This window comes from Amphritea sp. (assembly GCF_050300915.1).
Classification (GTDB): Bacteria; Pseudomonadota; Gammaproteobacteria; order Pseudomonadales; family Balneatricaceae; genus Amphritea.
In genome coordinates, this window is record NZ_JBNKYN010000026.1 from 39,931 (window position 1) to 52,791 (window position 12,861).

General features: G+C 48.4%; 13 protein-coding genes. 3 read left to right on the plus strand and 10 right to left on the minus strand.

All coding sequences use genetic code 11. The features are described 5' to 3' along the window. Window positions 1-295: 295 nt before the first annotated feature. From ACQY8X_RS09090 to ACQY8X_RS09135, 10 genes are all read right to left on the minus strand, one after another. Entirely contained in the window at window positions 296-1,141 is an 846-nt protein-coding gene (locus ACQY8X_RS09090; protein ID WP_428034830.1) for a hypothetical protein, read from the minus strand. Between the two features lie 217 nt (window positions 1,142-1,358). Further along, complete coding sequence (locus ACQY8X_RS09095; protein WP_428034831.1) at window positions 1,359-1,850, minus strand: HEPN domain-containing protein; 492 nt, start codon at window positions 1,848-1,850, stop codon at window positions 1,359-1,361. Next, window positions 1,843-2,973, minus strand: a complete 1,131-nt coding sequence (locus ACQY8X_RS09100) for a DUF262 domain-containing protein (protein ID WP_428034832.1) — start codon at window positions 2,971-2,973, stop codon at window positions 1,843-1,845. Before ACQY8X_RS09100 ends, ACQY8X_RS09095 begins: the two co-directional genes overlap by 8 nt. 126 nt (window positions 2,974-3,099) lie before the next feature. After that, complete coding sequence (locus ACQY8X_RS09105; RefSeq protein ID WP_428034833.1) at window positions 3,100-3,462, minus strand: hypothetical protein; 363 nt, start codon at window positions 3,460-3,462, stop codon at window positions 3,100-3,102. 509 nt (window positions 3,463-3,971) lie between these two features. Further along, window positions 3,972-5,153, minus strand: coding sequence for an acetyl-CoA C-acyltransferase (locus tag ACQY8X_RS09110; protein WP_428034834.1), 1,182 nt, complete (start codon window positions 5,151-5,153; stop codon window positions 3,972-3,974). A 100-nt stretch (window positions 5,154-5,253) separates the two neighbouring features. Beyond that, window positions 5,254-6,183 (minus strand): branched-chain amino acid ABC transporter permease, encoded by a 930-nt coding sequence (locus tag ACQY8X_RS09115; protein ID WP_091353576.1) that lies wholly within the window; start codon window positions 6,181-6,183, stop codon window positions 5,254-5,256. 24 nt (window positions 6,184-6,207) lie between these two features. Beyond that, the gene (locus tag ACQY8X_RS09120; RefSeq protein ID WP_428034835.1) at window positions 6,208-7,095 is read right to left on the minus strand and encodes a branched-chain amino acid ABC transporter permease; all 888 of its coding nucleotides are present in this window, start codon (window positions 7,093-7,095) and stop codon (window positions 6,208-6,210) included. A gap of 148 nt (window positions 7,096-7,243) precedes the next feature. Next, window positions 7,244-8,446 (minus strand): ABC transporter substrate-binding protein, encoded by a 1,203-nt coding sequence (locus ACQY8X_RS09125; protein WP_428034836.1) that lies wholly within the window; start codon window positions 8,444-8,446, stop codon window positions 7,244-7,246. Between the two features lie 81 nt (window positions 8,447-8,527). Beyond that, window positions 8,528-9,238, minus strand: a complete 711-nt coding sequence (locus ACQY8X_RS09130; protein WP_428034837.1) for an ABC transporter ATP-binding protein — start codon at window positions 9,236-9,238, stop codon at window positions 8,528-8,530. After that, window positions 9,235-10,059: an ABC transporter ATP-binding protein gene (locus ACQY8X_RS09135; RefSeq protein ID WP_091353564.1), complete on the minus strand. Its 825-nt coding sequence runs from the start codon at window positions 10,057-10,059 to the stop codon at window positions 9,235-9,237. Before ACQY8X_RS09135 ends, ACQY8X_RS09130 begins: the two co-directional genes overlap by 4 nt. 286 nt (window positions 10,060-10,345) lie before the next feature. Here ACQY8X_RS09135 and ACQY8X_RS09140 point away from each other — a divergent pair, with 286 nt between their 5' ends. The 3 genes from ACQY8X_RS09140 to ACQY8X_RS09150 form a co-directional block, all read left to right on the plus strand. Continuing rightward, window positions 10,346-10,741 carry a MerR family transcriptional regulator gene (locus tag ACQY8X_RS09140; RefSeq protein WP_428034838.1) on the plus strand — a complete coding sequence of 132 codons (396 nt, stop codon included), beginning with the start codon at window positions 10,346-10,348 and terminating at the stop codon, window positions 10,739-10,741. Window positions 10,742-10,878: 137 nt separating this feature from the next. Next, complete coding sequence (locus ACQY8X_RS09145) at window positions 10,879-12,045, plus strand: isovaleryl-CoA dehydrogenase (protein WP_428034839.1); 1,167 nt, start codon at window positions 10,879-10,881, stop codon at window positions 12,043-12,045. 180 nt (window positions 12,046-12,225) lie between these two features. Then, window positions 12,226-12,861, plus strand: a 636-nt coding sequence (locus ACQY8X_RS09150) for a carboxyl transferase domain-containing protein (RefSeq protein WP_428034840.1), incomplete at its 3' end; no start/stop codon positions are given.

Sequence of the window (12,861 nt, forward strand, 5' to 3'; positions counted from 1 at the left end):
ACTAATACTGCGTCATCAGTATAGACATCCATGAGGGCATCGAAATTCTCAGCAACTATAGCTTTGTCTGCCTTTTCAATTTGAAGCTGTACGGGATGTTGATTCACTTTCTCATTTCTCCTTCATACATAACGTCTAAGAATTAAAGGGCTCTAACCCCTTATTCTGCGCTGTCGATTCAAAAGCGTTTTTACCACAGAGGACACAAAGCACACTGAGAAAAGAACTGATTCAGTTAAAGTAGCTGGATCAATGACTATGACCCTATGATTTGCATTTTTATAAAGTGCCTGTCCTATCTTTTACTTATCCTATCTAAACGTGTCCTATCTAAACAAGAATACCCTGGCGCGTACTCTATAGCACCAACAGAAAATTCAGGATACTCTCTAAAAACTGAGTCAGTCTGAATAGTTATCGCCGTATTTGAGCGTATAATTAGTTTACCTTCTTCTTTTTCAACTGGAGATATTCCATCATTTTTAAGATACAGAGTTACGGGTATATTGCCACCATACGTCATGGAACACAGCAACTTACTATAAACTTTTGGTAGAAAAAGCAGCAGACTTAAGGTTATAACTACAACTAGCGAAGACACTGATGCAATCCATATTGGTATCATAGGATTTAGTATTTTTGCACTTAGCAATGCTTTGTTCATTAGATCAATTGTAGTTATAGGATCATCATTCCTATCTATAGACTCCCTCACAGGATCAATATTGATTCCATACATAGAAATCGCCCATACTCTATGTGGTTTTAATGCCAATTTTATTGAATTAATTAGCTTTCTTTCAAACTCTTCATCATTTGTAGCCATTTCTTCTGAGTGACCTACAATTCTTTCAAACATTTTACGAATATAATACAAAGGCAAACCAACAAAGAAATACATGAGGGAAAACGCCACGAAAAGGCCTAGAAGTAATAAAATAGTAAATGCACTTACGGTTGGACCTAAGTAAGGGATACCTTCAAACGGGGGGCGAACTCCAATATTTAGAGCATAGCTATATGCCGCGTATTCGCTTATCACTCCGACACCTAACCCGGCAATCACACTTACAAACAAAGAGATACTGATTCTTGTAAATATAGGAAGAGTTAAAAATTTCTTAATGAGTTTCTTTAACATTTTCTATTTATCATCTTTCTTCAGGCCCTGAAATAACTTTCTCTGAAATACCGTCGTGGTAGAGCGCCCCGTTACCGAGGCGACCCCACACAGATCCGGACGTGCGGAATTACCGCATCCGGCCCTTCAATAATATCTTTGCCCGTGTAAAACACAGGCTCTCAATCCTACGGCGAGACGTAAGGAGCGTCCGACCGAGCGTTTTGTTAGGGCTATATCAGACAATAACGTCATCCATTATCTCTATTATGCGTCTTGCATTACCAAAATATGTAATCACATCAGTTATGCTTGCACCGGGGTTCCCGCCGTGTGCAAAATCATTTCGCGCATCAACCAATGACTGTAAAGAATCAGTTAAGCTTTGCTTGTTTGGTTCCATATTTAGTTTAGTTTTGAATTCACTTTTCCAGTTTTCGTCGAATTCTCCTAGAAACCTGCAAATCATATCAAATGAAGGATTGGCAGATCCTTCTCTGATTCTTTTGCTAATAAAGCGCTTTACTTGCTTTTTGCTTCTGTGCTCTATGTAATCAGCTATAACTGTTTTGAATGCGTTTTCGATCGTTCCACAGGCCCTGATTACTGAATATTTGGTTAGATAAGGAACAATATTACTAGTCAAACCAAGGCCTGTTATTATGCCTTGAATGCTGGCTAGCTCGGTCTGACAGATTGTTAATTGCTGATCAACATCCGTGTTATTCATAACCTAAACCATACAACCGATCACAAACTTTAGAGATTCTTGTAATTATGTTGTCTCTTGTCATTGTTTCCTTGGTAATGGCGAACCTATAATCCTCATCCTGTAGCAGGCCCCTTCTGGCTGCCTCTGGATCGGGCGGTATTACATAGCCTCCATGCTGAATAGCGTAATCGGTAGCTATTAATATTGAGTCAAATATTGTGGGACTGAATTTTTCAACAAGCTTGTCTGGTGTTGTTGGTGAAATATTATGGAAGACACTTGTTCCAAATGTATTATGTATTAATTCAATAGAGCTGTTGAATCTAACTGAAAATTGTTCGAGTTGATCGTCAGTAGGATTTTGGTTTTCTTTCATGTATAGATCAAGGAATCTTCTTAATGAGATTCTTTCTCTATCATCTTCTTTAAATTTTCTAGAGCTAAGAGCAAAAAATCTGAGTATGAATTCCATGTCTCTCATTCTAGCGTCTGGTTTTTCTAATCCGAAGATTTCTCTCCATTGATGATTTTCATTAATCTCAAAAAGCAATGAATTAAGCCTTCCCTGTGCTACGCAATTTCTTATCTCTTGCGGCATCAAAGACCTTCCTGAAGTATTTATTCTCTCGAACACCTGAAATAAACTGGTGTCGTCATTCTGGGGTTCTTGTTGTATAAATATGATTGCGTGAATTGTTGTGTTTCGTATTTTCCGTTGTTCTGTATCGGTTAGTTCTGTGAATGCCTTGCCTCTCCACCTGCTATTGATTTTCTCCGATCTAGACAAGCGAAATACTTTTCCATCCGTAGAAAATATCCCTTTTACGAAATTATGGACAGTCATTATGCGCTGGTAGCCATCTACAATTAATAGCCTTTCATCAGGCTGCTGCGCCAAAAATATACTTGGAACCGGTAGACCTAGCAAAATTGAATCAATAAATCTTGATGCTTCGGTTCGATCCCATACATAATTCCTTTGAAGCTCAGGTTTAAGGAGTTCCTCATCCTCGTAACGTTCTATTAATTCTCTAAATGAGAGATCTGCACCATAAGATGAAATTCTAAACAAACTATCATCTGAGTAAGAATCACCATCTTCTTCCTTTATATGCTGAACAACATCTTTCTGTTTTTTCATAAGAGTCTCATTTATTTGTATTCTTTATTTCTGTTGCCCTAACGCCGCAAATAACCGGAGGAAAAAAGCAGAGCGACGAAGGAGCGGTGCTTTTTGCCGTCCGAGTTAATTTGCCTTCTTAGCCAATTATTCATCTGATATTGAAATATCACGGCCAACTACAACATTCGAGTTGCCTCTCACCTTATAAACACCACTTTCCACATCAGATGAGCTATCAAAGTTGAGCTTGAAACCTTTTAGTGAAATTACTATTAATGACACAATGCCGCCAATAGCAAAGAACAAACCTGGAGCAGCATTCAATAACTGCCCAGAAATCTCTTTGCTTTCGATGCTCAAACTCGCCTGACCAGTAACACCAAGAATAAATAATTTATAGCCAAGGTAGATTGAAAGCCCAGAAATTAGTGCTGGTATCATCTTTGCGAAGAAGTACAGCGTAAACATTAGATTTGGGTTGATGCCATGTAATTGTACGTTTTTCACTTCTTCTCCATTTCTTATGGCTAACAGCTAAATATACGACAGTGGATTTGGAGAAATACGACAAGTTGTCGTATATCACAGTGTCTGATCAGGTTAGAAATCCCACCCAACCTCCTGAATTTCAAGAAATTGAACGCAGATTCTACTGTGTGAAAACACGACAGTTTGTCGTATATCTGCAGAAATACGACAAAATGACCATTAATAAGATTTATTCTCACTCTGACTCCCTGAGCTGAGGTGTTGTTACCCCTTGATTGATCAATACTTGCATAGAAAAGCGCATTGAGTCATTGTTTTACAGATCTTCACTTTCCCTAACCCAGGGCACTAACGACACCCTGTTTTTGACGCTCGAGCGACGAGCAAGTCACGCTTTGTGTGACATTCTAACCACTAGCCACCAGCCAGCGGCGCAGCCGCGATCTAGCTACTTTCTCAGCTTTATTAAAAAAGGCCAACACATCTCTGTATCAGCCTTTTCAAACAACCAAACTTAATTCAAAAAATCATAACATCTCAACCGCTACCGCGGTGGCTTCGCCACCACCGATACAGAGCGAAGCGACACCCTTTTTCTTACCCTGGTTTTTCAGTGCATAGAGCAGCGTGACCAGAATGCGGGAACCGGATGAGCCGATGGGGTGACCCAGTGCACAGGCACCGCCGTTAACGTTGACTTTCGACGCATCCAGCCCCAGTTCACTGATCGCCAGCATGGTGACAACGGCGAAGGCTTCGTTGATTTCATAGAGATCAACATCGTCTTTGCTCCAGCCTGCCCGGGTCAGCACTTTATCAATCGCACCGATCGGCGCGATGGTAAATTCGGCGGGCAGTTGGGCATGGGTTGAATGTGCCACGATCCGTGCCAGCGGTTGTAAACCGCGTTTCTGTGCTTCGGATTCACGCATCAGCACCAACGCCGAACCACCATCGGAGATGGAGCTGGAGTTCGCTGCGGTGATGGTACCGTCTTTTTTGAAAGCAGGTTTCAGCTGACGGATCTTATCTTTGCGGGCATTGCCCGGCTGTTCATCGGTATCAACCAGTGTGTCACCCTGTCGGGTTTTCACTGTCACCGCAGCAATCTCATCTTTGAAAGCACCGCTCTCAATGGCCGCCAGCGCTTTGTCCAGTGAGCCGATAGCGAAATCATCCATCGCCTCGCGGGTGACATTGAAATCATCGGCGCTTTTCTGGGCGAAGCTGCCCATCAGGCCACCTTCGTAGGCGTCTTCCAGGCCATCAAAGAACATATGATCGATTACCTGCTGGTGCCCCATACGCATACCGGCACGGGCCTTAGGCAGCAGATAGGGTGACAGGCTCATGTTTTCCATGCCTCCGGCCACCATAATATCGACCTGGCCCGCCTTTATTTGATCGTGCGCCAGCATCACCGCTTTCATGCCCGAACCGCACATCTTGTTGACCGTGGTGGCCCCTGCCCCATCGTGTATACCCGCCGCGCGGGCCGCCTGACGGGCGGGTGCCTGACCCAGCCCGGCGGGAAGAACGCACCCCATAATCACTTCATCAATATCACTGCCCTGAAGAGCAGCACGTTCAAGCGCTGCTTTAATCGCCGTGGCGCACAGATCAGGAGAGCGCACCTCACTCAGAGCCCCCATCATGCCACCCATTGGGGTACGGGCCGCGCTGACAATTACAATTGAATCCTGACTCATAAATCTCTCCAATCCCACAACCATGTTACGAAATGCAATTACTCAAAAGGTAATAAGCCAAAAAGGGCACAGGACTGCACCCTTTTTAACTTAAAAATAGTTAACCAAAGTTCTTTTTAACCAGCTTCTGGAACTCTCCGACAATACCGCTGCGGAATGCCAGCACACAGACGATAAAGATAAGGCCCATGATGATATGAATATAGTTGCCCAGCTCACCACCCGAGAGCATATTCTGAATCGAGATCACCACCCCGGCACCCACCAGCGGTCCGAAGATGGTGCCCATACCGCCCAACAGGGTCATCAGGACCACTTCCCCTGACATATGCCAGTGAACATCGGTCAGTGACGCCAGCTGGAATACCAGTGTTTTTGTTGAACCGGCCAGCCCTGCCAGCGCCGAGGAGATAATAAAGGCCACCCACTTGTAATCATTGACGTTATAGCCCAGCGATACAGCACGGGGTTCATTTTCCCGGATCGCTTTGAGGATCTGCCCGAAAGGTGAATGCACCGTACGCTGCACCAGCCAGAAGCCGAAGATAAAGATCGCCAGCACGAAGTAATACATGGCAAAGTTATCGTTCAGGTCGATCAGGCCAAACAGTGCTCCGCGGGGGACCCCCTGCAAGCCATCTTCACCACCGGTAAAGGGCGCCTGCAGGTAGAAAAAGAACGCCAGCTGCGCCAGCGCCAGGGTCACCATAGCAAAGTAGATTCCCTCGCGCTTGACCGCCAGCTTGCCGTAAACAGCCCCCAGCAGCCCGGCCCCCAGGGTTCCCGCCAGAATTCCCAGTTCCGGCGTCAGGCCGGTGTGCAGCATCAGATAACCGGTGATATAACCGCCGGTCCCGAGAAACACCGCATGACCAAAAGACAGCAAGCCAACAAAGCCCAGCAACAGGTTGAAAGCACAGGCAAACAGCGCAAAACACAGCAGTTTCATCAGAAAAACCGGATAGACAAGGCTTGGTGCCACCAGTGCTATGACGATCAGAAACAGATAGAGCTTATTTATTTTTATCATCTCATTTATCCCCTGCCAGATGGCTCAGGCCTCTTTACCAAACAGACCGGCCGGCTTAACCAACAGCACGATCACCATAAACAGGAAGATGACGGTAGTGGATGCTTCCGGATAGAAAAACTTCGTCAGCCCTTCAACGACCCCCATCATCAGACCGGTAAGAATCGCCCCACCAATCGAGCCCATGCCACCAATAACCACAATGGCAAACACCACGATCAGAATATTGGAACCCATCTCCGGACTCACAGAATACACCGGCGCCGCCAGCACCCCGGCAAAAGCGGCCAGCGCCACCCCAAAGCCAAAGGTCAGCGTGGTGATCAGCGGTACATTGATACCGAAGCCCTGCATCAGCTGTGGGTTTTCCGTACCGGCTCGCAGATAGGCGCCCAGCTTGGTTTTTTCAATCACCCACCAGGTGCCCAGACAGACCACCAGCGAGCTGACAATAATCCATGCCCTATAGTTAGGCAGATACATAAACGGCAATTTAGTACCGCCTTTCAGCTCAGCCGGAATCTGATAAGGCAGACCGGAAGAACCATAGAAATGGGTAAACAGCCCTTGCAGCACCAGAGCCACGCCAAAGGTCAGCAACAGACTGTAGAGGTGATCCTCATTGGCGATGGGACGCACCAGAAAGCGCTCCATCAGGATCGCCAGAACACCAACCGCCAGCGGCACCAGCAGCAGCGCCCACCAGTAATTGATGCCCATATAATTGAGAGCCATCCAGGCAAAGAAAGCGCCGAGCATATACATCGCGCCCTGCGCGAAGTTGATAATTTTTAACAGACCAAAAATAATCGCCAGACCGAGACTCAGCAGCGCATAGAATGAGCCGTTGATCAGCCCCACCAGCAGCTGTCCCGACAGCGCAAACAGATTTATACCAAATATCGTCGCCATAACATCACCCAGAGAAGCAAAGATGGTGTATGCAACCGTCCCCTTCAAGCCGGTTGCATACAGTCCTTTCAGACTTACTTTTATGAAAAGACCAGAGGGTATGCAGCGACGCTGCACGCCCTCCTGATTTCAGGCTATTGCTTAAGAATTACTTGAAATCACACTCAGGCAGCATCGGATTAAACGCAACATCACCCGGAATAGTCGCTTCGATGTTGTAGATATCATCGGAGGACTTACGGCTTGCAGCATCTTTGATGCTCACCAGCAGCATATCGTGAACCATCCGGCCATCGTTACGCAGGTAGGCATTACGGGCGAAGAAATCATCTGGCTTAGTGGCCTTCATCTGCTTCATAACCGCATCGGAATCATCCGTACCCGCCGCTTTAACGGCATTGAGGTAGTGCATGGTCATAGAGTAAGCACCGGCGTGTGGCATGGCCGGGATAGAACCGTGGCGTGCTTTAAACCGGGCAGACCATTCACGGGTCTGGTCATCCAAATCCCAGTAGAAACCAGTGGTCGCTTTCATACCGGCAGCGATAGCAGGATCGAGCGCCTGGGCGTTAGGGGTGAATACCAGCAAGCCAGCAACATCTGTGGTTTCTGTCAGACCAAATTCTGCTGCGGTTTTCAGCGAGTTAACGAAGTCGGTACCAGCGTTTGCCAGACCAACCACATCAGCGCCTGAAGCCTGTGCCTGCAGAACATACGAGGAGAAGTCTGTGGTGCCCAACGGTGCGCGTACCGCCCCAACGACTTCACCACCACTGGATTCGATAACCTTCGTGGCGATCCCTTCCAGCGCGTGACCAAAAGCATAGTCTGCTGTGATGAAGAACCACTTCTTCTTACCGGATTCAACCATCGGCTTAACGGTACCGTTTGCCAGCGCCGCGACGTTATAGGTCCAGTGTGCATTGTAGGGAGAGCAGGCTTTAGTGGTGAAAGCATTACTGGCAGAGGCCGAGATCAGTGCGATCTTCTTAGCGTCGGTCAGCACTTTAGTCACAGCACCTGTTACCGATGAGGCCACCAGGCCGGTTACCACATCAACATTCTCATCTTCAATCCACTGACGCACTTTCGCAGAGCCTACATCCGGCTTGTTCTGGTCATCAGCGCTGACAATCTCGATTGGTTTACCGAGCACAGTGCCGCCAAAATCTTCGACCGCCATCTCGACGGCGGTAACACAGCCCTGGCCACAGATATCAGCATATACGCCGCCCATATCCGCCAATACACCGATTTTAACCACATCATTAGAGATGCCTTCGGCCTGAACACCGGTGGCTGCGGCCACGCTCATCGCTACAGCCAGTAGGGTCTTCTTCATTGCTTTCATTTTGTCACTCCTGCTTGAGAACTTGTTATTTTTATCGAACTTCATGTTTAGAGCTTTTTTACTACAACGCTTTTTCGGGTTTTAAACCCCCAGATAGGTATTCAACAGTTCCGTTTTTGCTTCCAGCTCATGTTTCTGAACCTCTTCTACGATATGACCATGTTCCATAACGTAGTGACGATCAGCGATAGGCGCAGCAAAACGGAAATTCTGTTCAACCAGCAAAACTGTCAGGCCCCGCTCCTTGAGCATCACCAGAACCTCAGCCAGTTTTTGCACAATGACCGGAGCCAACCCCTCTGTAATCTCATCGAGTAACAGAATATTGGCACCGGTTCGCAGAATACGGGCCATCGCCAGCATCTGTTGCTCTCCGCCGGAGAGGCGGGTCCCCTGGCTATAACGACGTTCAGCCAGGTTGGGGAAAATGTCATAAATCTCTTCAACGCTCATACCATCGGAGCGAACGTTGGGCGGCAGCATCAGGTTCTCTTCCACATTCAGACTGGAGAAGATACCCCGCTCTTCAGGGCAGTACCCCACCCCCAGATGGGCGATCTTATGAGCGGCCATACCGATGGTTTCATTACCATTGATATTGATCTTGCCGGTGCGACGCCCCACCATGTTCATAATCGCTTTCAGAGTGGTCGACCGGCCAGCCCCGTTACGTCCCAGCAGGGTCACCAGCTCCCCCTGCATGATGGTCATATCGATGCCGTGGAGAATATGAGATTCACCGTAGTAGGCATGCAGATCACAGATACGCAGCTTTTCACCTGTTGAGCTCATGCAACGTCCTCCTTCTTCGCAGCATTCGCAGCAGCGGTTTCTGCGGCGATGGCATTGGCCACCTCGTCATCTGCTTCAACCCCCATATAGGCTTCACGAACACGGGGGTCCTGAGACACGGTTGCATAGTCACCCTCGGTAAGAATGGCGCCTCGCTGTAATACGGTAATCTTGTCGGCCAGCTGCGCCACCACATGCAGGTTATGCTCAACCATCAGAATGGTGCGGTTAGCAGAAACTTTTTTAATCAGATCGGCCACCACACTGACATCTTCGTGGCCCATGCCCTGGGTCGGTTCATCCAGCAGCAGCATCTCAGGGTCCAGCGCTAAAGTGGTAGCGATCTCCAGCGCGCGTTTGCGACCATAGGGCAGGTCAACAGTCACGGTGTTGGCATAGCCTTTCAGCCCCACCTCATCCAGCAGTTCAAGAGCCCGGGCATCAAGTTTTTGCAAAACCTTTTCCGACTTCCAGAAATGAAAGCTGTTACCCTCTTTTCGTTGCAGGGCGATGCGCACATTCTCAAGTACTGAGAGGTGCGGGAATACCGCTGAGATCTGAAATGAACGTACGATCCCTTTACGGGCGATCGCCGCGGATTTCATATAGGTGATATCTTCACCGTTGTAGAGAATAGTGCCTCGGGAGGGTGTCAGAAATTTCGTCAGCAGGTTAAATACCGTTGTCTTACCGGCACCATTAGGGCCGATCAGCGCGTGTATTGTTCCCCGCTCAACCTGAAGATTTACATCGTCAACGGCGGTAAAGCCCTTGAATTCCTTAACCAGATTCCTGGTTTCGAGAACGTAGTCGGCACTCATGCAGAACCAGCCTCACATATATTTGTTTTTATTATCGGATGGACAAAATAACGCCTTGCCCATGTCAGCCTTGCAGCCAAGTTAGCAATTTCCCCTACAGGATAACAAGTACTACTTTAGTATAATAAGCAGCATATAAACATAACAATAAAGATATTTTTATATAACTTTCAATAACTTAAAAACAATCCTACGAAATGTAACATTCACGCCTGTTAAAAAAACATACTTTACGTTTACGTAAACTTCCGCTACATTAAATCCCATAAGCGTCAGGAAGCAGATTATGAATACACGTACTTTTTCTATCAGTGAGCTGGCAAGTGAGTTTGATGTCACCACACGCAGCATTCGCTTTTATGAAGACCAGCAGCTGCTCTTTCCCACCCGTCGTGGGCAAACGCGCATCTACAGTGCCCAGGACAGAGTGCGGCTGAAACTGATTCTCAGAGGCAAGCGGCTGGGCTTTTCGCTGGCAGAAACCCGGGAGCTGTTTGCCCTGTGGGATGAAACCCCAACCGGCAGTATGAAACAGCTGCAGTTGCTGATGGCCAAGATTGAAGAGAAGAAAGCCGCCCTTGAACAGCAGTTAAATGATATCGCCATGCTTCAGCTGGAACTGGACAGCGCAGAGAGTCGCTGCCGCGAAGCGATGGCTGATCTGACGGCGAAAACGCTCTAGACCGTCCAAGCAGTTCAACAGGTCAGCGGATAAAGATTTATCAATAACGAAGTAACAACAATAAACATAAACCGGAGACGAAACCGGCAGCGACAACAAACCTGCCCTATCGACTCACTAAGCCAGGTGGACAGAAAATGATTGCACAGTACAGCTCACTTAATTTCGGACTCGGCGAAACTCTGGATATGCTGCGGGAGCATATAAACAGTTTTGCGGCGGCGGAGATCGCTCCACGCGCCGAGCAGATCGATCATGACAATGAGTTTCCCAACGATCTGTGGCGTAAATTCGGCGATATGGGTCTGCTGGGCATTACCGTGAAGGAGGAGTACGGCGGCGTCGATATGGGGTATCTGGCACACATGATCGCGATGGAAGAGATCAGCCGGGCTTCAGCCTCTGTTGGCCTCTCTTACGGCGCACACTCTAATCTCTGTGTGAACCAGATCAACCGTAACGGTACCCATGAACAGAAGATCAAGTATCTGCCAAAACTGATCAGCGGCGAACATATCGGCGCGCTGGCGATGTCTGAGCCGAATGCCGGTTCCGATGTAGTTTCCATGAAACTGACGGCCCGTGACAACGGCGACCACTACCTGCTGAACGGCAACAAGATGTGGATCACCAACGGCCCGGATGCCAACACCTATGTCATCTATGCCAAGACCGATCTGACTGCCGGGCCTAAAGGGATCACCGCCTTTATCGTTGAGCGTGATTATCCTGGCTTCTCCCGCCATCAGAAACTGGACAAACTGGGGATGCGCGGCTCTAACACCTGCGAGCTGGTTTTCCAGGATTGTCCGGTGCCTAAAGAGAACATTCTTGGCGAACTGAACGGTGGTGTTAAGGTGCTGATGTCCGGTCTCGATTATGAGCGTCTGGTGCTGGCCGGTGGCCCACTGGGTATCATGCAGGCAGCCATGGATATCACCATTCCCTATACCCGCGACCGGGTTCAGTTTGGTAAAGCGATTGGCGAGTTCGAAATGGTACAGGGCAAAGTGGCCGATATGTACACGCTGATGAACGCCTCCAAGTCCTATGCTTACACCGTCGCCAATGCCGCGATGCGCGGTGAAACTTCCCGTAAGGACTGTGCAGCCGTCATCCTCTATACCGCAGAGATGGCTACCAAAATTGCCCTGGATGCGATCCAGCTGCTCGGCGGCAACGGCTATATTAACGAGTTCCCCACCGGTCGCCTGCTGCGCGATGCGAAACTCTATGAGATCGGTGCCGGTACATCGGAGATCCGCCGGATGCTGATCGGTCGTGAGCTGTTCCTGAATAAGTAAACCCATTTTCCATCAGTGGACGTTATGGGGAACGGTGTTCTGCACCTCCCCACTTTTTTCACTGTGAATCATGACGAATTCGGACAAGGCGTCTTTTAACATTAATCAGACAGACGTGACGGATAAACAGGTTATCCAACGGCTCTGAGAGAGTGTTAACAGTGACGCCGGAGAGATGTAATGGCAACGATAAAAACAAAAATTAATCCCCGCGCAGAAGAGTTTCGTGCTAACTACGACGCCATGGACGCAATTGTCGGCGACCTGCGGGATAAAGCAGCACAGATTCACCAGGGTGGCGGCGCCAAATATCAGGAACGTCACCTCTCCCGCGGCAAACTGCTGCCCAGGGAACGGATCAACGCCCTGCTGGACGAAGGCTCGCCCCTGTTAGAGCTATCACAACTGGCCGCCTATAAGGTCTACGATGACGATGTACCCGCTGCGGGTATCATTACCGGTATCGGCCGTGTCAGTGGCGTTGAGTGTATGATTATCGCCAACGATGCCACCGTTAAGGGCGGCACCTATTTCCCACTGACGGTGAAAAAACATCTGCGGGCACAGGAGATCGCCGAACAGAATCACCTGCCCTGTATCTACCTGGTGGATTCCGGTGGCGCCAACCTGCCACAACAGGATGATGTTTTTCCCGACCGCGATCATTTCGGCCGTATCTTCTATAACCAGGCGCGCATGTCTGCCAAAGGGATCCCCCAGATCGCCGTCGTCATGGGCCTCTGTACTGCGGGTGGCGCTTATGTCCCGGCGATGGCGGATGAATCCATTATTGTGCGTAATCAGGGCACCATCTTC

What these genes read in the sequence shown, in the direction of transcription:
- ACQY8X_RS09090 (WP_428034830.1), bottom strand. Translation starts at nt 1,141, where the DNA reads ATGTTAAAGAAACTCATTAAGAAATTTTTAACTCTTCCTATATTTACA.
- ACQY8X_RS09095 (WP_428034831.1), bottom strand. Translation starts at nt 1,850, where the DNA reads ATGAATAACACGGATGTTGATCAGCAATTAACAATCTGTCAGACCGAG.
- ACQY8X_RS09100 (WP_428034832.1), bottom strand. Translation starts at nt 2,973, where the DNA reads ATGAAAAAACAGAAAGATGTTGTTCAGCATATAAAGGAAGAAGATGGT.
- ACQY8X_RS09110 (WP_428034834.1), bottom strand. Translation starts at nt 5,153, where the DNA reads ATGAGTCAGGATTCAATTGTAATTGTCAGCGCGGCCCGTACCCCAATG.
- ACQY8X_RS09115 (WP_091353576.1), bottom strand. Translation starts at nt 6,183, where the DNA reads ATGATAAAAATAAATAAGCTCTATCTGTTTCTGATCGTCATAGCACTG.
- ACQY8X_RS09120 (WP_428034835.1), bottom strand. Translation starts at nt 7,095, where the DNA reads ATGGCGACGATATTTGGTATAAATCTGTTTGCGCTGTCGGGACAGCTG.
- ACQY8X_RS09125 (WP_428034836.1), bottom strand. Translation starts at nt 8,446, where the DNA reads ATGAAAGCAATGAAGAAGACCCTACTGGCTGTAGCGATGAGCGTGGCC.
- ACQY8X_RS09130 (WP_428034837.1), bottom strand. Translation starts at nt 9,238, where the DNA reads ATGAGCTCAACAGGTGAAAAGCTGCGTATCTGTGATCTGCATGCCTAC.
- ACQY8X_RS09135 (WP_091353564.1), bottom strand. Translation starts at nt 10,059, where the DNA reads ATGAGTGCCGACTACGTTCTCGAAACCAGGAATCTGGTTAAGGAATTC.
- ACQY8X_RS09140 (WP_428034838.1), top strand. Translation starts at nt 10,346, where the DNA reads ATGAATACACGTACTTTTTCTATCAGTGAGCTGGCAAGTGAGTTTGAT.
- ACQY8X_RS09145 (WP_428034839.1), top strand. Translation starts at nt 10,879, where the DNA reads ATGATTGCACAGTACAGCTCACTTAATTTCGGACTCGGCGAAACTCTG.